The 18,350-nt window shown below is 72.6% G+C and carries 17 protein-coding genes; 11 read left to right on the top strand and 6 right to left on the bottom strand.

Annotated elements, in window-relative coordinates; all coding sequences use genetic code 11:
• Positions 1-7 precede the first annotated feature (7 nt).
• The 8 genes from RBH18_RS06225 to RBH18_RS06190 all read left to right on the top strand — a co-directional run bounded on the left by RBH18_RS06225 (position 8) and on the right by RBH18_RS06190 (position 8,561).
• The gene (locus RBH18_RS06225; RefSeq protein WP_306204977.1) at positions 8-2,731 is read left to right on the top strand and encodes a Na+/H+ antiporter subunit A; all 2,724 of its coding nucleotides are present in this window, start codon (positions 8-10) and stop codon (positions 2,729-2,731) included.
• A complete protein-coding gene (locus RBH18_RS06220; protein ID WP_306204976.1) occupies positions 2,728-3,168 on the top strand; it encodes a Na(+)/H(+) antiporter subunit C in 441 nt (146 codons plus the stop codon). Before RBH18_RS06225 ends, RBH18_RS06220 begins: the two co-directional genes overlap by 4 nt.
• On the top strand, positions 3,165-4,661 hold the full coding sequence (locus RBH18_RS06215; protein ID WP_306204975.1) for a Na+/H+ antiporter subunit D: 1,497 nt from the start codon (positions 3,165-3,167) through the stop codon (positions 4,659-4,661). Before RBH18_RS06220 ends, RBH18_RS06215 begins: the two co-directional genes overlap by 4 nt.
• Entirely contained in the window at positions 4,658-5,149 is a 492-nt protein-coding gene (locus RBH18_RS06210; protein WP_306204974.1) for a Na+/H+ antiporter subunit E, read from the top strand. The genes RBH18_RS06215 and RBH18_RS06210 overlap by 4 nt, the downstream gene beginning before the upstream one ends.
• Positions 5,146-5,406 (top strand): monovalent cation/H+ antiporter complex subunit F, encoded by a 261-nt coding sequence (locus tag RBH18_RS06205; RefSeq protein ID WP_306204973.1) that lies wholly within the window; start codon positions 5,146-5,148, stop codon positions 5,404-5,406. The genes RBH18_RS06210 and RBH18_RS06205 overlap by 4 nt, the downstream gene beginning before the upstream one ends.
• Positions 5,403-5,783 (top strand): monovalent cation/H(+) antiporter subunit G, encoded by a 381-nt coding sequence (gene mnhG, locus RBH18_RS06200; protein WP_306204972.1) that lies wholly within the window; start codon positions 5,403-5,405, stop codon positions 5,781-5,783. The genes RBH18_RS06205 and mnhG overlap by 4 nt, the downstream gene beginning before the upstream one ends.
• A gap of 330 nt (positions 5,784-6,113) precedes the next feature.
• Positions 6,114-7,694, top strand: coding sequence for a hypothetical protein (locus tag RBH18_RS06195; RefSeq protein WP_306204971.1), 1,581 nt, complete (start codon positions 6,114-6,116; stop codon positions 7,692-7,694).
• Positions 7,695-8,120: 426 nt separating this feature from the next.
• Positions 8,121-8,561, top strand: coding sequence for a hypothetical protein (locus tag RBH18_RS06190; protein WP_306204970.1), 441 nt, complete (start codon positions 8,121-8,123; stop codon positions 8,559-8,561).
• Here the strand turns inward: RBH18_RS06190 and RBH18_RS44065 are convergent.
• The 5 genes from RBH18_RS44065 to RBH18_RS06170 all read right to left on the bottom strand — a co-directional run bounded on the left by RBH18_RS44065 (position 8,486) and on the right by RBH18_RS06170 (position 14,106).
• Positions 8,486-9,226, bottom strand: coding sequence for a tyrosine-type recombinase/integrase (locus RBH18_RS44065; protein WP_372338875.1), 741 nt, complete (start codon positions 9,224-9,226; stop codon positions 8,486-8,488). The two genes, RBH18_RS06190 and RBH18_RS44065, sit on opposite strands and share 76 nt — an antisense overlap.
• Positions 9,227-9,289: 63 nt before the next feature.
• Positions 9,290-11,335: an iron ABC transporter permease gene (locus tag RBH18_RS06185; RefSeq protein ID WP_306204969.1), complete on the bottom strand. Its 2,046-nt coding sequence runs from the start codon at positions 11,333-11,335 to the stop codon at positions 9,290-9,292.
• Positions 11,332-12,390, bottom strand: coding sequence for an iron-siderophore ABC transporter substrate-binding protein (locus RBH18_RS06180; protein WP_306204968.1), 1,059 nt, complete (start codon positions 12,388-12,390; stop codon positions 11,332-11,334). The genes RBH18_RS06185 and RBH18_RS06180 overlap by 4 nt, the downstream gene beginning before the upstream one ends.
• Positions 12,387-13,205, bottom strand: a complete 819-nt coding sequence (locus RBH18_RS06175) for an ABC transporter ATP-binding protein (protein ID WP_306205016.1) — start codon at positions 13,203-13,205, stop codon at positions 12,387-12,389. Before RBH18_RS06175 ends, RBH18_RS06180 begins: the two co-directional genes overlap by 4 nt.
• Positions 13,206-13,278: 73 nt before the next feature.
• Positions 13,279-14,106 carry a helix-turn-helix domain-containing protein gene (locus tag RBH18_RS06170; protein WP_306204967.1) on the bottom strand — a complete coding sequence of 276 codons (828 nt, stop codon included), beginning with the start codon at positions 14,104-14,106 and terminating at the stop codon, positions 13,279-13,281.
• Positions 14,107-14,163: 57 nt separating this feature from the next.
• Between RBH18_RS06170 and RBH18_RS06165 the strand changes: the two genes are divergently transcribed.
• A complete protein-coding gene (locus tag RBH18_RS06165) occupies positions 14,164-14,961 on the top strand; it encodes an SAM-dependent methyltransferase (RefSeq protein ID WP_306204966.1) in 798 nt (265 codons plus the stop codon).
• 110 nt (positions 14,962-15,071) lie between these two features.
• On the opposite strand, the gene zwf is transcribed toward RBH18_RS06165, so the two are convergent.
• Positions 15,072-16,433, bottom strand: coding sequence for a glucose-6-phosphate dehydrogenase (zwf, locus tag RBH18_RS06160; RefSeq protein WP_306204965.1), 1,362 nt, complete (start codon positions 16,431-16,433; stop codon positions 15,072-15,074).
• Positions 16,434-16,569: 136 nt separating this feature from the next.
• Here zwf and RBH18_RS06155 point away from each other — a divergent pair, with 136 nt between their 5' ends.
• Together RBH18_RS06155 and RBH18_RS06150 are read left to right on the top strand one after the other, a co-directional pair.
• Positions 16,570-17,226 (top strand): hypothetical protein, encoded by a 657-nt coding sequence (locus tag RBH18_RS06155; RefSeq protein ID WP_306204964.1) that lies wholly within the window; start codon positions 16,570-16,572, stop codon positions 17,224-17,226.
• Positions 17,227-17,386: 160 nt separating this feature from the next.
• A complete protein-coding gene (locus RBH18_RS06150; RefSeq protein ID WP_306204963.1) occupies positions 17,387-18,259 on the top strand; it encodes a helix-turn-helix transcriptional regulator in 873 nt (290 codons plus the stop codon).
• Positions 18,260-18,350 lie beyond the last annotated feature (91 nt).

Genomic DNA, 18,350 nt, shown 5'->3' with positions numbered 1-18,350 from the left:
GTCACCCATGCTCGGCCTGGTGCTGGCGCACGCCCTCGCGGCGATGATTTCGCCCCTTTTGTCCCATCGCAGGGCTTTCTACGCCCTGGCGCTCGTGCCCGCCTCGGCGGTTGTCGTTCCCGCTGTAGCCACCCACGAGACCTACCGCTGGGTGCCGGTCCTCGACCTGACGATCACCTTCACCATGAGTCCGCTGCGAGGGCTCCTGCTCGTGGTCGTCGGCGGCGTCGGGGCGGTCGTCCTCGCGTACTGCGCGCGCTACTTCACGTCGTACGACGGCCGTTTCGCCGCCGTCTTCCTCGGCTTCGGCGCGGCGATGACCGGCCTGGTGCTCGCGGACGACCTCCTGCTCACGTACGTGTTCTGGGAGCTCACCTCGGTCTTCTCGTACCTGCTCATCGGGCACAGCGCCGAGAGGGCCGCGAGCCGCCGCGCCGCGACCCAGGCCCTCGTGGTGACCACGGCGGGCGGGCTGGCCATGCTCGTCGGCATCGTGCTGCTCGGGCACTCGGCGGGCACGTACCGCTGGTCGGAGATCGCGGCGAACGGCCCGCTGCCGGGCGCCGCCACGGTGCCGGCGGCGGGCGTGCTGATCCTGCTCGGCGCGCTGAGCAAGTCGGCCCTGTTTCCGTTCAGCTTCTGGCTGCCCGCGGCGATGGCGGCGCCCACGCCCGCCTCGGCCTACCTGCACGCCGCGTCGATGGTCAAGGCCGGCGTGTTCCTGATCGCGCTGCTCGGCCCGGCGTTCGGCGCCGTGCCCGGCTGGCGGGCGATCACGGTCACCGCCGGCGTGGTCACGCTGCTGCTGGGCGCGTGGGCGGCGATGCGTCAGACCGACCTCAAACTGCTCCTCGCGTACGGGACGGTCAGCCAGCTGGGCCTGCTGACGGTCGCGTTCGGGGCGGGCACGCGCGCGGCCGCCCTGGCCGGGATGGTCCTGCTGCTGTCGCACGCGCTCTTCAAGGCCACGCTGTTCCTGGTCGTCGGCATCATCGACCGGACGACCGGCACCCGCGACCTCCGGGAGCTCAGTGGCCTGGGCCGCGCCCATCCGGCGCTCGCCGCCGTGGCCGTCCTCGCCGTCGCCTCGATGGCCGGACTTCCGCCGCTCGCCGGCTTCGTCGGCAAGGAAGCGCTGTTCGCCGCGTTCGAGGGCCACCCCGCGGTGCTGGTTGCGCTGGTCGCCGGGTCCGCCCTGACTGTCGCGTACGGCCTCCGCTTCCTGTGGGGAGCCTTCGCCACCAGGCAGGACGTGCCGGCGCTGCGCCCGCTCAGCGCCGCCCTTGTCGCGCCCGCAGCCGTACTTGCCGTGGCAGGCGTGGCAACCGGTGTCATGGCGCCGTGGCTCGACCGTCTGCTCAACCCGGGCGCCGGCTACCACCTGGCCCTGTGGCACGGCTTCGGGCTGCCGGTGCTGCTGTCGCTCGTCGTGTGGGGTGCCGGCATCGGCGTGCACGCGTGGCAACGGGCCGGACGCACGTGGCCGGGGCGGGTGCTGCCCAGCGGAGAAGGCCTCTACCACCGGATCATGCGCGGGGTCGACCGGACGGCCGTCGAAGTCACCGGCGCGTCGCAGCGTGGGTCGATGCCGTTCTCGCTCGGGCTGATCCTCGTGACGCTGGTCGTGCTGGGCGGCGTCACGCTGCTGCTCGGCGCGCCCCGCCCGACCGGCCTGCGGCTGTGGGACACGCCGCTGCAGCTGGTCGTGGGCGTGGTGGTCGGTGCCACCGCGCTGATCGCCGCGCGGGCCCGGCACCGGATGACCGCGATGATCCTGGTGGGAGTCTGCGGTTACGGCGTCGCGGTGCTGTTCGTGCTGCACGGCGCGCCGGATCTGGCGCTCACCCAGTTCCTGGTGGAGACGGTCACGATCGTCATGTTCGTGCTGGTGCTGCGGCGGCTGCCGGTGCGCTTCTCGGCGCGGCCGCTGCGGGCCAGCCGGCTGCTGCGGGCGACGCTGGCAGCGGCGGCGGGGCTGGTGGCAGCGGGCATGGCCTACGCGGCGGTCAGCGGGCGGACGGCCCCGCCCATCTCGGGCGGCTTCCCGGATCTCGCGGTGTCCTACGGCGGGGGCCACAACATCGTCAACGTCGCCCTGGTCGACATCCGCGCGTGGGACACGATGGGCGAGATCTCGGTGCTGGTCGTGGCCGCCACCGGCGTGGCCAGCCTGATCTTCCGCCGCAGCTCGTCGCTGCGACGCCGCAGCGCCGAGCAGAACGTGCCCACCGCCGAGACCGGGCCGGGCTGGCTGCGCGCCGCGGACACCCCGGAGGAACCGCGACAGTCGATCATCCTGCAGGTCGTGGCGCGGCTGGTGTTCCACACGATCGTGCTGTTCTCCGTGTACCTGCTCTTCTCCGGTCACAACGCGCCCGGTGGCGGGTTCGCGGGCGGGCTGGTCGCGGGGCTGGCCCTGGTCACCCGCTATCTGGCCGGCGGCCGGCGGGAGCTCGACGCGGCGGCCCCGGTCGACGCCGGCCTCCTGCTGGGCGGGGGGTTGCTGCTGTCCGTCGGTACGGGCGCCGCGGCGCTCCTGGCCGGGGGAGAGGTGCTGCAGAGCGCGCTGCTCGACCTGCACGTGCCGCTGCTCGGCCACCTCCACGTGGCCACGTCGGTGTTCTTCGACATCGGCGTCTATCTGATCGTGATCGGCCTGGTGCTGGAGATCCTGCGCAGCCTGGGCGCCCATCTGGACCACGTCCACGAGGAAGAGCGAGTGACCCCGTGACCCCGAACCTGGTGTACGTCGTCCTGGTCGGCATCCTGTTCGCCACCGGCGTGTCGATGCTGCTCGAGCGCAGCCTGACCCGGGTGCTGATGGGCATGATCCTGCTCGGCAACGGGGTCAACCTGCTCATCCTGCTCGGCGGCAAGGCCGGCACCCCGCCGATCGTGGGGGACGGGCCGGCCGGGGCGATGGCCGACCCGCTGCCGCAGATCATGATCCTGACCGCGATCGTCATCACGCTGGGGATGACGGCGTTCCTGCTGGCGCTCGCCTACCGCAGCTGGGCCATGTCCGGCCACGACGAGGTGCAGGACGACGTCGAGGACCGCCGCATCATGGAACTCGCCGAGCGCGACGAGGGCTCGGGCGCCGACGACGACACGTCCGACGACCCGGCCACTTCTGCGGCTCCGCAGCCCGTGGGGGCCCCGCGATGACGTGGCTCGTTCCGCTGCCCGTGGTGCTGCCGCTGCTGGGTGCCGCCCTCACGCTCATGATGGCGCGGCGGCCGCGCGCCCAGCGTACGGTCAGCCTCTCGGTCCTGACCGTCACCTTGCTGGTGTCGGGCGCCCTGCTGTGGCTGTCGACCGTCGAGGGCCCGCAGGTCGTGGCCGTCGGCGGGTGGGTGGCCCCGCTGGGGATCGTGCTGGTGGCCGATCAGCTGGCCGCGCTCATGCTGGTCGTCTCCGCGGCGGTGACGGTGTGCGTGCTCGTCTACTCGATCGGGCAGGGCATGGCCGACGGCAGCGAGGAGACGCCGCTGTCGGTCTACCACCCGGCCTACCTCGTGCTGACGGCCGGCGTGACGAACGCGTTCCTCGCGGGCGACCTCTTCAACCTGTACGTAGGCTTCGAGATCCTGCTGGTCGCCAGCTACGTGCTGCTGACCCTGGGCGGCACGGCGTCGCGCATCCGGGCCGGCACCACGTACGTGGTCGTCAGTCTGTTGTCGTCGGTGATCTTCCTGACCGCGATCGGGCTCGTCTACGCCGCCACGGGCACGCTGAACCTCGCCCAGCTGGCATCGCGCCTCGACGAGCTGCCGGACGGGCTGCGGCTGATCCTGCAGGCGATGCTCCTGCTCGCCTTCGGCATCAAGGCGGCCGTGTTCCCGCTGTCGTCGTGGCTGCCGGACAGCTATCCGACCGCGCCCGCCCCGGTCACCGCCGTCTTCGCCGGGCTGCTCACCAAGGTCGGGGTGTACGCCATCATCCGTACGGAGACGCTGCTCTTCCCCGGCGGACGGGCGACCTCCGTGCTGCTCGTCGCGGCGCTGCTCACCATGCTCGTGGGCATCCTCGGCGCGGTGGCGCAGACCGACATCAAGCGGCTGCTGTCGTTCACGCTGGTCAGCCACATCGGCTACCTGCTCTTCGGCGTGGGGCTCGCGACGCAGCTCGGCCTGGCCAGCGCCATCTTCTACGTGGTGCACCACATCACCGTGCAGACGACGCTCTTCCTGGCGGCCGGCCTCATCGAGCGGCGCGGCGGCAGCTCCGCCCTGGACAAGCTGGGCGGTCTCGCCAAGCTGTCGCCGGTGCTGGCGATCCTGTTCCTGATACCCGCGCTCAACCTGGCCGGCATCCCGCCGTTCTCCGGGTTCCTCGGCAAGCTCGGCCTGATCCAGGCCGGCGTCGCCGACGGCAGCGTGCTCGCCTGGCTGCTCGTGGCGGGCGGGGTGCTGACGAGCCTGCTGACGCTCTACGCCGTCGCCCGGGTCTGGAACCTCGCCTTCTGGCGCACCCCGCACCCCGACATGCCCCGCACCGCGCTGCCGAAGCTCATGGTGTGGCCGACCGTCGCCCTGGTCACGCTCGGGGCGGGCCTGACCGTCGCCGCCGGGCCGCTCTTCGCCCTCGGCGACCAAGCCGCCGCGGAGCTGCTCGAGCGCACCGGCTACGTCGAAGCGGTGTTCGGAGGAGGACTGTGAGGGCCCGGGCCGTCGCGGCCGCCGGGCTGACCGTCATCTGGATGCTGCTCTGGGGCTCGTTCACCCCGCTCACCCTCGTCGGCGGCGCGGTGATCGCCGTGATCGTCCTGGCGGTCTTCCCGCTGCCGGCCGTCCCGCACACCGGCGCCGTCCACCCGCTCGGGGTGCTGCGCTTCGCCGGCCGCTTCGCCGCCGACCTGGTCGTCTCCAGCGTTCAGGTCGCCGTGCTGGCCTTCCGCTTCGGGCACGTCCCGCGCAGCGCCATCATCGCGGTGCCGCTGCGCGCGCCGTCCGACCTCGGCCTGACCCTGACCGCCGAGGCGCTGTCGCTGGTCCCGGGCAGCCTCGTCGTCGAGGCCGACCGCGCGCGGGGCGTCCTCTACGTGCACGTCCTCGGCGTCCCCGACGCGGCCGCCGCCGACCGCTACCGCCAGAGCGTCCTCGACCTGGAGGACCGCATCGTCCGCGCCTTCGGAGGCCACCCATGATCACCACCGTCGCCGTGCTCAGCACCGCCCTGCTCGCCACGGGCGCCACCCTCGCCCTGATCCGCGTCGTGCGCGGCCCGTCCGTCCTCGACCGCATCGTCGCCACCGACGTGCTCCTGGCCATCATCGTCGTGGCGATCGCCACCGAGGCGGCCTTCACCCGCGACGCGACCGCCCTGCCCGTCCTCGTGGTCCTGTCGATCCTCGGCTTCGTCGGCTCGGTCAGCGTGGCCCGCTTCTCCGGCAGGCCGCGATGACCGCCGCCCTGGACGCCGCCGCCTGGGCCTGCCTGCTCGCGGGCGCGCTCCTGAGCCTGTCCGCCGGGGTGGCGCTGATCCGCTTCCCGGACCTGCTCTCCCGCATGCACGCGGCGACGAAGCCGCAGGTGCTCGGCCTCCTCCTGGTCCTGCTCGGCTGCGCCCTGCGCCTGCGCGACCTGGTCGACATCACGACGCTGCTGCTGGTCCTGATCTTCCAGCTGGCCACCGCCCCGGTCGCCGCCCACATGGTCGGCCGAGCCGCCTACCGAGCCGGCCACCGCCGCGACGACCTCCTCGTCACCGACGAGCTCCGCACGGCCGCCAACCCGGCGCCACGCGCGGCGGGCGAACCGGCTCGGGAGGGCCGACGTTGAGCGACCGGCGACCCGTGCCGGCTGATCGCCTGTTCGGGGTTCTGTCGCACGAAGTGTGGACGGCACTCGTCGATGGGCGTTCTACAACAGGTCCAGCATGGTGTTGATCCGTGCTTCCAGGATGGTGTCGATGGCTCCGTCGATGCGGACGCTGACGATCGGTGCTGCGCGACCGCCGCCGGGTCAACCCATCGACCTGCTCGACGACGTGTCAGAAGACCCTCTGTTCGTGCCGGCGGCGAGGGCGAGACGGACGGTAATGCGTTCGTGTGCATGATCGGTACGCTGCAGAATGACGCCACCGTGATCATTTGAGGCTCGGCATGGGATGTGAACGACGCGATGGTGCTCATTGAGCCGCTGCGGAGCTGGCTGCGCACCGTGGCCGACGGGCCCGGTGTGCCTGACTACCTGCCCGAGCTCGCGGCACCGGGTCGGCTTCACGCGACAGCCAGTGGTGCCGACCTCGATGCCGGACCTGCGGAGTCGGCGACCGCGCTGCTGACGTTGGCGCGGGATGGCGATCTGGCGGCGCGAGGTGCAGCCCTGGATGCTCTTGGTGAGGCGGCGGTCAACTGGTGGCTGGCGCTCGACGAGGCTTTGCGGCAGCGCTGGTGGTGGGCCCCGCATTGGTCGCGCCGTATCGCCGCCGACCTGGTCGACGGCGATCTCGACACCTTGCGCTTGGTGGTGGCGGGCTGTCATCACGACGGGCGGATCCGCGAGGCGGCGGTCGTTCGGCTCGCCGAGCAGCGGCATCCGGTCGCGGTCGCGGTGCTGGCGTTGCGCGCCTGCGATCGGGTGGCGGAGGTACGGCAGGTGGCTCGGACGGCGATGACCGGCTGGTCGTCGCCGCCGGACGGCCCGGCGTTCACCTTGTTCGCGGAGTTGGCGTTCGCGTTGGGGGCGCGGCGTGAGGGCGCCTGGCTGGCCGAGCGTGTCGACGGGATGCTGCTGGACCTGCCGGCACCGCGGTTGGAGTTGTTGCTGGTGGCCCGGGATCGCCGGGTTCGGCGAGCGGCTTTTCGGGCCGCGATCGCGGCCGGTCAGTTGGATCAGGACCGGCTGATCGAAGCAGCAATCCGGGAGCAGGACCCGCTGATCCGGATGAAGTGCGCGCGTGTCGCGGTCGCTGCGGCCGATGCCGGACAGTTGCGTGCCTTACTTGCCAGCCGGACTGCGCTGGTACGAGCGGAGGCGTTGCGCGCCCTGATCGCGCGCGGGGACCTGGCGGTGGCGGAAGCGGCGTTGACCGATCGGCACCCGCTGGTGCGGGGAGTCGCTCAGTCGGCCCTGCGGCGGGCCGGTGTGGAACCATCCGAGCACTATCGGCGGTTGGCGGCGCAGACAACTCCGGCGCCGTCGGTGATAGCCGGACTCGGTGAGACCGGCAGGTCCGATGACGGCGAAGTAGTGATGCGGTGGCTGTCGCATCCTCAGGCCCGCGGACGCGTCGAGGCGATCCGGGCGTGGCGTCGCCTGGGCGTCACGCGTCCTGCCTCGCTCGTGCCGATGCTTCACGATGAGTCGGCGGCGGTCACCCGGCAGGCGGTGGCGATCCTGCGGCGCTACCCGGACGCCGTTGATCCTTCCGACCTGTGCTCCTTGCTCGGCGCGGCGAACCCGCCGCACATCCGGTTCGCAGGCTATCGGTTGTTGACCGGCGGCGATGTGTGGCAGCGGCTGGCCACGGGCTTGCGGCTCGTGGAGGACGCGGATCAGCGGTTGCGTGCCACTGCGAGAGCCGATCTCGCGGCGTGGCTTGAGCGGGAGGCGGCCATCTCCTATCGCGGGCCGAGCCGGGATCGCGCCGCTGAACTCGATCGCCTGATCGACAAGGCGCGCCCGATCCTCGGCGAGAGCAAGGTCCGGCTGTTGCGGTTCCACGCCGGTCTCGACAGCAGCGGCTGACCAGTCAGGCAAGGACTGCCGCCGGCCGGTCCAAGAGCTCTTCCCGCCTCGCCCTCGACCACCACCTGGAGGGCGCTCATCGCCTTGCAAACTCAAAGTTCGCCGAGAACGACGACCACCCGCAACCGGTCGAGCGCCAACGCCGTCCGGTCAGCAACGGGGTCTCGCTGACCGAGCGGCGCCTTGCGCAGCTTCCCGCCGACACCAGGCCCCTGCCGTCGGTCACCGCCTATGACGAATTGCTCCGCCTGCCTCATGCCGAGACCGCGACTATGCCGAAGCTTCTCCGCGTGCCCATGGCTGGACCCTTGGAGGAGGGGTCGCTTGTTGGCATAGTCTCCTCTCGTGTCGCCGGCGGACGGTGGATGCGGAGAAGGCTGAGGTTCCCAGCCGAGTGGGTCGATAGCCGATGTCTACCATTTCCGCATGGATCCAGCCGATCGAGGGTTGAACGCCGAGGAGTTGGCGGTCGCCGTGTGGGCGGCGACGGAACCCATGTCAGGGCGGTTCCACCCCACTGAGAAACGATCGGACTTGGCGGCGCTTTCGAATCGCTTCATTGAGCTGCGGCGCCACGGGCAGGGATACCTCGAAATTGGATTGCCGGACCGGGAGTACCCGCTCTTGACCATGGGGTTCCGGGAGAACCATGCGGTCATCCATCTCTTCACCAATGCTGATCAGGTGCTTCTCCTTGAAGGAGACGGCACTGCTCCCTCGACTGCTGAGGTTGAGGTCCCGGTCATTGATGACGCGGCGGTGTTCACCGGCGACTTCGTCCTCGATGTTGATCAGGCGTGGGATCGTGTTCGCAGCTTCGTCCGGACGGCATCGCCCAGTTGTCTGGGCCAGTGGTGCGAGCTGTAGCCGGCCGTGGAGACCTGGTTGAGGAACGCCGACACGGTCTCCGCGTGAGGTCGTTCCAGTCCAGGTTTGCGGGCGCGGTGCCGGTGCGCTGCTGGACGAAGACCAGCAGCAGGCGCAGCGCGTCGCGGTAGGCGGCGACGGTCCGCGGGCTGACCTGGCGTTGCCGGCCCAGCCGGTCGGTGAAGAACGCTTGCAGGATGGCCGCGATCAACGTCATGAGCGGGCCGCCTTCCCGATGCCTTCCCGGCGGGCCGCGGCCAGCGCGAGGAGTTCGGGCGCCGCGGACAAATACCAGTAGGTGTGGGCCGGTTCGCGATGTCCCAGACAGGTCGACAGCGACGGATCTTGGCCTGGACGTTGTCCTCGGTGCGATACCAGTGCAGCAGGGTTTGGATGGCGAAGGAATGACGCAGGTCGCGCAGCCGTGGTGGGTGAGGTGCGTCGATTCCGACGCCGGCGGCCGTGACGAGTTGCCGGAAGGCGGGGCTGACAACGGCGTAGATCAGCCTGCGGTTCGTGCGGGAGATGAAGAACGCGGGGTCCTTGGGCTGCGGTGCGGTCGCGGAGCGCAGCGTGTCGTATTCGCGTAGCGCCTGCATAACGCCGTCGTGCAGCGGAACCAGTCGAGACTTGCCGAACTTCGACCTTCCTGTGGCGTACCGGATCCATCCGCCGGCCTGCTTCCGCGCATCCTGCTGTCGTGGGGGCGTGCACTTTGGATCAGGGCCTCAGCGGGAGCGGCGCAGGAGCCAGACGAAGTAGGGGGCGCCGATCAGGGCCATCATCAGGCCGGCCGGGACCTGGGAGGGGGCGATCACCGTACGGCCGAGGGTGTCGGCCACGGCCACGAGCAGGCCGCCGAGCAGCATGGCCACCGGGACGATGCGGCCGTGGCGGGCGCCGACCAGGGCGCGGGCCAGGTGCGGGGCGACGAGTCCGGCGAAGCCGACCACGCCGATCGCGATGACGCTCACCGCCGCCGTGACGGCTGCGATGGTCAGGAGGGTGAGGCGCGCGGCTTCCCGGCGTACGCCGAAGATCCTGGGGGTGTCGTCGTCGATCGAGAGCAGGTCGAGCTGGCGGCGCAGGCCGACGACCGCGGGAGTGGCGAGCAGCAGCACGACCGTGACCGGCAGCACGTCGGCGAAGGTGCGGCCGTAGGTGGTGCCGGAGAGCCAGGTCAGGATGCGGGGCGTGTCCCACGGGTCGGCGCGCAGCAGCAGATAGGTGCTGATGTTGGTGAGCGCGTAGCCGCAGCCGATGCCGATGAGCAGGAAGCGGTCCGGCAGCAGGCCGCCGCGCCAGGCCAGGACGGCGATGACCGCGAAGGTGGCGAGGCCGGTCGCGACGGCGGTCACGACGAGGACGGGCCGGCCGGAGTCCAGTGCGATCACCGCGCCGAGGCCCGCACCGGCGGTGATGCCGAGCACGCCCGGCTCCGCGAGGGGGTTGCGGACCGTGCCCTGGACGACGGTTCCGGCCAGGGCGAGGGCGGCGCCGGCGGTGACCGCCGCCGCGACCCGGGGGGCGCGGTCGTCGAGGGCGAGCGCGATGAGGTCCGGCGCGGTGCCCTGCAGCCAGAGGGCGATGTCGCCGGTGCGGAGCCACAGGCTGCCGGCGAGCAGGCCGACGAGCGCCGCCGCGGCCAGCAGGACTGCCGCGACGATGACGACGAGCAGGAAGCGGCGGCGTGAGCGGACGGCGACGGGTGTCCGGGGTGCCTCGCGGGTCGCTCCCGCGTCGCGCAGCCGGAGGGCGAGGACGACAATGATCACGGCGCCGAGCAGCGCGGTCGGGATGCCGGTCGGGATCGAGGCGGCCGCCTGGGCGCCGAGGACCGCGCGGAGCACGACGTCGGCGAGCAGCACCAGCAGGGCGCCGGCGAGGCCGCACGCCGGGATCAGGAAGACGTGCCGGTTCAGGGCGCCGATGCGGTGGGCGACCAGGCGTACGGCGACGGGCGCGGCCAGGCCGACGAACGCGATCGGCCCGGCGAGGGTCACCGAGACGCTGGTCAGCAGGACCGCGCAGAGCACTGCGGCGACGCGGGTCGCCCGCACCGGTACGCCGAGCGAGGCGGCCGCGTCGTCGCCGAGCCCGAGCACGTCCAGGCGCCGGGACAGCAGCAGGGCGACGGCGAGCACGGCGACGATGACCGGGGCGGCGCGCGTGGCGGCGTCGAGGTTGAGCTGGGCGAGCGAGCCGCTGCCCCAGGCGTACAGGCCGGTGGTGCTGTCCTTGAACAGGATGAGCAGCATCGCCGTCGCCGCGTCGAGCGCCATGGCCACGGCCGAGCCGGCCAAAATCAGCCGGGTCGAGGCGAGGCCCGAGGCGGCGCCGACCAGGCCGAGGACGAGCACCGCGGCGAGCAGGCCCCCGCCGAAGGCGACGGCGCCCGAGGCCCACAGCGGCACCGAGAGGTGGAAGGCGGCGACCACGACCAGGGTGAAGTAGGCCCCGGCGGTGACGGCGAGGGTGTCCGGGGCGGCCAGCGCGTTGCGGGTGACCGACTGGAGCAGCGCGCCGCCGGCGCCGAGGGCCGTGCCGACGGCGATCCCCGCGGCCATGCGCGGCAGGCGCGAGCCGGTCAGCACGTCACCGATCGGGACGCCGCCGACGGTCTCGTGCGCACCGAGCAGGTAGCGCAGCAGGTCCCAGGTGCCCACTCCCGAGGTGCCCTGGGTGACGTTCCACAGCCCGGCGACGAGGACCGCGGCGAGCAGGGCGGCCAGGACGGCCGCCCCGCTCACGAGCCGGCGGGGGGTGGCGCTCACTTACCGGTCAGGATCTTCACGTAGGCGTCGATCGCCTGCTCGTTCGACTTCGGGCCGCCGGCGCCCCAGACGCCGTCGGGGAAGGAGTAGGCGCGGCCCTCCTTGACGGCCGGCAGCGACTTCCAGATCGAGCTCTTCTCCAGTTCGGGGACGTAGCTGTCCGGCACCTCCTCGCCGGCGTAGATGAGCATCGCGTTGCCCACGGCGGTGAGGCCCTCGATGTCGGTCTGCGCGAGCCCGTAGGAGGGGTCGACGCCGCCGCTGCCGTAGCTCTTGTTGATCTCGTCGGTCCAGGCCGGGGTCAGGCCGAGCTGCTCGCCGATCTCGGTGAAGAGGGCCCCCTTGCCGTACGGGCGGATGACGACGTTGCCGCCCTCGATCCAGCCGTCGAAGTGCAGGAACTCCTTGACCGGCAGGTCGACGCCGGCGACCTTCTGCTTCGCCTCGGCGAGGTGCTCGTCGAAGTGCTTGATCAGCTGGTCGGCCCGCTCGGTGCGGCCGGTGGCCGTCGCGATCGTGGAGAAGACCTTCTTCATGTTGGCGATCTGGCCCTTGGCGTCGGCGCCGACGGTCGCGAGCACGGGGACGCCGCGCTTCTCCAGCTTGGCGAGCAGCTCGTCGTCGGGCTGGTACGCCTCCATGACGATCAGGTCGGGCTTGGTGGCGTACAGCGCGTCGAAGTCGGGCTCCCCGCGCTGGCCGGCGTCGGCGACGCTCGCGGGCAGGGTCTCCGCCTTGACGTACGTGGCGTAGCCCTTCGGGTCGGCGGCCGCGACCGGCGTGATGCACAGCGAGAGCAGGTCCTCGGTCTGCTGCCACTCCAGGACCGCGACGCGCTGCGCGGGCTTGGCCAGCTCGACCTTGCGGCCGAGGCCGTCGGTCAGCGACACCGGGCCCGTCGCGGTCGTCGTGGTGTCGTCGGCGCAGTTCTGCGACGCGGGGGCCGACGGGGCGCCCGCGGCGGGCTCCTCGACGTCCGTGGTGCCGCAGGCGGTGAGCGCCGCCGCGGCCAGGGCCAGCGTCGCCGCCGAGGCCGCGAGACGGGTGGTGATCATGCTTCTCCTGAGAGGACGTGACGGGCGGGGTGCCGCCCGACGGGGTCGATGCGCAGGCGGCCGGTGCGCGGGTCGGTCGCGACCTCGACGCGCAGGTCGTACACCTCGCTGAGATGCTCGGCGGTGAGCACGTGCAGGGGGTCGCCGGCGGCGTGGACACGGCCGTTGCTCAGCAGCACGAGCGTGTCGGCGACGCGGGCGGCGTGGTCGAGGTCGTGCAGCACGATGCCGACGGCGACGCCGTGCTCCTCGGCCAGGTCGCGGACCAGGTCGAGGGTCTCGATCTGGTAGCGCATGTCGAGGTGGTTCGTCGGCTCGTCGAGCAGCACGACGCCGGTCTCCTGGGCGAGGCAGGCGGCGAGCCACACCCGCTGGAGCTCGCCGCCGGAGAGCTCGCCGACGGGCCGCTGGGCCTTGTCGCGTACGCCGGTGAGGGTCATCGCCCGGTCGACGGCCGCGCGGTCCGCGGGGGAGGGCCCGGCGAAGCGGCGCCGGTGCGGGTGCCGCCCGAACGCGACGACCTCGCTGACCGTCAGCCCGTGCGGCGCCTGCCGCGACTGCGAGAAGAGGGTGACCTCCCGGGCGAAGTCGCGGGCGCTGAGCAGCGACACGGCCCTGTCCTGGAGGACCACCTCGCCGCCGTCGACGCGGTGCAGCCGGGCGAGGGCGCGCAGCAGCGTGGACTTGCCGCTGCCGTTGGGGCCGATCAGCGCCGTGACGTGACCGGGCGTCAGCGTGACGGAGACGCCGTGCACGACGGCCGTCTTGCCGTAGCGCAGGACCAGCTGGTCGCCGCGCAGGACCGTCGTCCGCATCACCGCTCCGAAGTTAGGGTTGCCTTGCCTTACGGAGGCTAGGTGATGATCAAGTTTTTCCGCAATCCCGAAGTCAGGACAGGCGATACGGGATTCCGGACATCGCCCGGGCGGGCGTCACCTTCATCACCCGGCGGAAGGCGGCGATGAACGTGCTCGGCTGCGCGTAGCCCAGCCGCTCGGACACCTCCCGCACCTCGGCACCCGCCGACAGCAGAGCCAGCGCCTCGTGCACGCGCAGCGCCTGGCGCCACTGGGCGAACGACAGCCCGGTCGCCTCACGGAACGCCCGGGTGATCGTGCGGTCGCTCGTGCCCAGGGCGGCCGCCCACTCCAGCAGGCCGCGCTCGTCGGCCGGGTCCAGGAGCAGCGCCTCGGCGATCGGGTCGATCCTGGAGTCCCCGGGCAGATCCAGCGCGAACTGCCGCTCCGAGGGCTCGATCACGTCGAACACGACCGCCTCGGTGCGGGCGCGCGCCTCGATGGCGAGGTCCTCGCGGGTGAGGCGGAGCAGCAGCGACTCCAGCAGCGGGGTCACCGCGATCGACGTCGGCCCGGCGAACTCGACGGGGGTGCGCTCAGGCGCGAAGAAGGCGGCGTGCAGCTCGACCCCGGCCGTCAGCCGGCCGCCGTGCACGACGCCGGCGGGCACCCACAGGCCGAAGCCGGGCGGCACGGTGAAGATCCTGCCCCCGATCCGCGAGGTCAGCGTGCCGCCGCGCACCCAGACCAGCTCGTGCGCGGGATGCGTGTGCGGCGACCACTCCGTCGGCACCGCGAGCAGCCCGGACTCGGCGATGATCGCGAGCGCCGGCTCACCCGCCGGCATCGGCTCCCCGGCGAGCACCACCGTGCCCGGGTCTCGCCGCCATGTGCCGAGACCGACCTCCTGCGTCACCATGCGACCGAGCCTATTTCGTCTACTGTGGACCGCAATAATCCCTGGGAGGAGCAGCGTATGGACGAGGAGACGGCGCGGGCACTCGGGATCGACACGAGCGTCACGCACCCGGCGCGGCGATACAACTATCTGCTCGGCGGCACCGACAATTTCGCGGCCGACCGCGAGTCCGGCGACCTGATTCTGCGGGCATTTCCCGAAGTACGCGACACCGTGCGGGAAAATCGGAGATTCCTCGCGCGGGCGGTGCGATTCCTGGCGGCCGAGGCGGGCGTCGACCAGTTCCTCGACATCGGGACCGGGCTGCCGACCGCCGACAACACGCACGAGGTCGCGCAGCGGGCCAACCCCGCGGCCCGGGTGGTCTACGTCGACAACGACCCGCTGATCGCGCATCACGCCCAGGCCCTGCTGACGAGTACGCCCGAGGGCCGCACCCACTATGTCGAGGCCGACCTGCGCAACCCGGCCGCCATTCTGGGGCACCCAGCGCTGCGGGACGTGCTCGATCCCGGCCGGCCGGTGGCGGTGGTGCTCGCGGCGGTGCTGCACTTCTTCGAGCGGGACGCCGAGGCGGAGGGCATCGTGCGGACGATCGTCTCGTCCTTGCCGCCGGGCAGCTACCTGGTCGCCTCGCACGCGACCGTCGACACGGCCCCGCCGGAGGTGCGGGCGGCCTCCGAGGCGCTGAAGCTGGACGCATGGCCGCGGACGCGCGAGCAGTTCGGGCGGTTCTTCGCCGGCCTGGAGCTGGTGCCGCCGGGGATCGTGCTGGTGTCCGACTGGCGGCCCGAGGGCGAGCCGCTGCCCACGCCGCAGATCGGCGGCTACGCGGGCGTCGGCCGCAAGCCCTGACGTGCCCCGCCCGGCGCGCCTTGTCGGCACACCGGGCGGTTCGCTGTCAGGCGTGCGGGCACGCCAAGCGATTCGTTGTCAGGCGTGTGGGCGCGCCGGGCGGTTCGGCGTCAGGCGGTCGGCAGGTGCCAGGCGCCGGCGAGGCGGTCGGCGGCCTCGGGACCCCACGACCCCTCCTCGTACGGGTGCGGCTCGCTCGCCGAGTCCAGCACCGGCCCGACGATCCGCCACTCCTGCGCGATCGTCTCCTCGTGGGCGAAGCGCAGGTGGCTGCCGTCCATGGCGTCGTCGAGCAGCCGCTCGTACGCCTCCCGGCGCGCGCCGAAGACGTCGTCGAAGCCGGCCGCCAGCGCCACGGGCGTCGTGACGACCTCGGCACCCGGCTGCTTGGCCTGCAGGCTCAGCGTGATGCCGTCCTTCTTGCCCAGGCGCAGGCGCAGCAGGTTGGGCTCCGGGTTCGTGGCCGGCACCAGGCTGTGCGACGGCTGCTTGAACTCGATGACGACCTCGGTCGCCGTAGCCGGCAGCAGCTTGCCGGTGCGCAGGTGGAACGGCACGCCGGCCCAGCGCGGGGTGTCGATCGCGAGCGTCGTGGCCACGTACGTCTCCGTGCGCGAGCCCTCGGCCACGCCCGGCTCGTCGCGGTAGCCGGCGTACTGACCCAGCACCGTCGTCGCCGGGTCCATCGGCGCCGTCTTCTCCAGCACCGCCACCTCGGCCTCGCGGAAGCCCTCCGGGGACGCCGGCGGCTCCATCGCGAGCAGGGCGACCACCTGCAGGACGTGGTTCTGCAGGACGTCGCGGACGGCGCCGACCTTGTCGTAGAAGCCGGCGCGGCCCTGGGTGCCGAAGCTCTCGGCCAGCGTGACCTGCACGTTGGCGATGTGCTCGGCGCTCCACAGCGGCTCGAGCACCCGGTTGCCGAAGCGCAGCGCCGCGATGCCCTCGACGGCCTCCTTGCCGAGGTAGTGGTCGATGCGGAAGATCCGGTCCGCGGCGAACGCGCCGTTCAGCGTGGCGGCCAGCTCGGCCGACGACGCCAGGTCGTGCCCGAACGGCTTCTCGACGACGACCCGGCCGCGCCCGGCCAGCCCGGCGCCGGCGATGCCATGCACGACCGGCTCGAACACCGCGGGCGGGATCGCCAGGTAGAACAGCGGCGCCTGCGCGTCGCGCAGGGCGTCGGCGAGACGCTCGTACGTCTCGGGGGCGGCATAGTCGCCGGACAGCATCCGGAACCGGCCCGCCAGCGCCTCGAAGGCGTCCTCGTCGATCGGGCGGCCCGTCTCCACGACGGCCTTGCGCGCCGCGGCGATCAGCTGCTGGTCGTCCCAGGGTGAGCGGGCGACGCCGATCACCGGGCCGGTCAGCCGGTCGCGGCGGGCGAGCTCGTAGAGGGCCGGGAAGAGCTTCTTGGCGACCAGGTCGCCGGTGACGCCGAACAGCACCACCGCGTCGGAACGCGTGTCCATGGAACGGTCTTCTCTCACGCAACGGATTCGTTCTTCTTCCCGCGTGAACCTAAAGGCGCCCCCCGGGGATTCCACATACCGTCCCACCGTGATCTTGATTACGTCCGGTCGCGGAAAAGTGTCGTACCCCCGGCGCATGATGACCGGTATGGCGCAGCCCGCGACACCCTCCGGTCCTTCGTCCGCATCGGGATCTCCGCTGCCCGGGGCCCGGCACGAGCTGTCCGTGCAGGAGGCGCGGGCCCGGCTGGTGCCGCTCGCCCGCATGGCCGGGCTGACCGGGCAGGTGACGGTGCTCACGGAGGGCGGCCGGGCGGTCGCGGCGCTGGTCCCGGTCGCGATGCTCGACCGGTCCGGCGTGCCGTTGCCCGAGCCGCAGCGCGCCCGGTCGCCGGATGAGCAGCGCGTCGAGTTGCCGGATGGGCAGCGCGCCGGGTTGCCGGATGGGCAGCGCGCCGGGTTGCCGGTCGAGCAGCGTGTCGCGGTGCGGGAGCAGGGGCGCGCCCCGGTGCCGGAGCAGCGCGAGCCGGAGCGGGAGGGCGAGGCGGCCCGGCGGCGGGCCGTGGCCGAGGGGTGGCAGCGGCGGCTCGTGGCGCTGCGTGAGCAGTTGCTGGTGCAGCACCGGGCGCGGACGGCGGAGCTGCGGCGGGCGCTCGCCCAGGCGTGGGCGGCGCTCGACGAGGTGTGCCCGCCGGGCCGCGACCGGGCGCTCGACCAGCTGCGGGCCGAGCACCGGGCACTGGCGGCGGAGGAGCCCGGCACCGGACCGGCCGGCCGTCCGGCGGCCCGCTGAGCGCGGCGAGGACCCCTGCCGGACTTGACCGGTTGAGTGGGGTGTGAGCAGTGATGTGCCGGGGCTGACCAGTTACTGATCTTCCAAGTAAGCAGCTACCCGCCGGATCATCGCCGACTGCGTCACGGGGCCGGTGGATCGATCGAGGGGGAGCGAGCACGTGCGGAGTCCGGTAGGGATGGTGCAGGCGGATCCGGCGGGCCGCGACCCGTGGCAGGCCGGCCAGGCCCGGCTCCCGGGCGGAGCGCCGGCCACGGGGGGCGAGGTGCGGGTCGTGGTCCGGGCGCAGGACAAGCTGGATCTCGCCGGTGCGCGCGCGGTCCTCACCGCCGCGGGGGCGACCGTCACCGAGCGCCCGGAGCGGGCCCAGGTCGCCGTCCTCGTCGTGGACACCGATCCCGCCGCGGTCCTCGGCGAGGCCCCCGCCGGCCTCCCGGTGGTGATGGTCACCCCCGAGCTGACCGCGGAGCAGGCCGAGCCGGCCGCCCGCCGTCATGTCGTCGTCGCGCTCCCCAAGGCCGCGGTCACCGCCCGCGGCCTGGGCGCCGTCGTGGCCGCCGCAGCCCGGAGCGCGGCCCGTCCGACGGCCTCCCAGCTCTACGCGCAGTACCTGCACACGGTCGCCGAGGCCGCCGCCCGCCGCCGCGCCCAACCGGCCGCTCGCCTCGCCGGCCCGGCATCGGGGCGCCACCGCCCGCCGGCGTCAGCCCGGGCCGCACTCCCGGCGATGCCCTCCCGCGCCACGTCCGCCGGGGCGCCGCGCGGCACGACCCCGGCAGCCTCCCCGGCCATACCCCCGGCGCCGGCCGGCCAGTGGATGGCCGCGGACGGCGAGCCGGCCTGCGAGCTGACCGAGCGCGAGACGACCGTCCTCCGCCACGTCGCGAACGGCCTCGACACCGAGGAGATCGCCGCCGAGCTGGGCTGCAGCCGCCGCACCGTCATCAAGTGCGTCGGCGACGTGATGCATCGCTACGGCCTGCACAACCGCCCCCACGTCATCGCCTTCGCCATCCGCGCCGGCGCCCTGTGAGCGGTGGGTGATCCGTGCCGACGAGGCCACGGTTCGGCGCACAATCGTCAGCACCGTGAGGTGGTTCGTCTCCCGAACGAAGGATCGGAAG

The sequence above is a fragment of the Actinoplanes oryzae genome, from assembly GCF_030757795.1.
GTDB lineage: Bacteria > Actinomycetota > Actinomycetes > Mycobacteriales > Micromonosporaceae > Actinoplanes.
This window is presented reverse-complemented; position numbering and strand designations above follow the sequence as displayed.

Bases quoted from the DNA above. Each gene is read 5' to 3' on its own strand.
- RBH18_RS06225 (WP_306204977.1), top strand. From the start codon at position 8: ATGCTCGGCCTGGTGCTGGCGCACGCCCTCGCGGCGATGATTTCGCCC.
- RBH18_RS06215 (WP_306204975.1), top strand. From the start codon at position 3,165: ATGACGTGGCTCGTTCCGCTGCCCGTGGTGCTGCCGCTGCTGGGTGCC.
- RBH18_RS06205 (WP_306204973.1), top strand. From the start codon at position 5,146: ATGATCACCACCGTCGCCGTGCTCAGCACCGCCCTGCTCGCCACGGGC.
- mnhG (WP_306204972.1), top strand. From the start codon at position 5,403: ATGACCGCCGCCCTGGACGCCGCCGCCTGGGCCTGCCTGCTCGCGGGC.
- RBH18_RS06190 (WP_306204970.1), top strand. From the start codon at position 8,121: ATGGATCCAGCCGATCGAGGGTTGAACGCCGAGGAGTTGGCGGTCGCC.
- RBH18_RS06180 (WP_306204968.1), bottom strand. From the start codon at position 12,390: ATGATCACCACCCGTCTCGCGGCCTCGGCGGCGACGCTGGCCCTGGCC.
- RBH18_RS06175 (WP_306205016.1), bottom strand. From the start codon at position 13,205: ATGCGGACGACGGTCCTGCGCGGCGACCAGCTGGTCCTGCGCTACGGC.
- RBH18_RS06170 (WP_306204967.1), bottom strand. From the start codon at position 14,106: ATGGTGACGCAGGAGGTCGGTCTCGGCACATGGCGGCGAGACCCGGGC.
- RBH18_RS06165 (WP_306204966.1), top strand. From the start codon at position 14,164: ATGGACGAGGAGACGGCGCGGGCACTCGGGATCGACACGAGCGTCACG.
- zwf (WP_306204965.1), bottom strand. From the start codon at position 16,433: ATGGACACGCGTTCCGACGCGGTGGTGCTGTTCGGCGTCACCGGCGAC.
- RBH18_RS06155 (WP_306204964.1), top strand. From the start codon at position 16,570: ATGATGACCGGTATGGCGCAGCCCGCGACACCCTCCGGTCCTTCGTCC.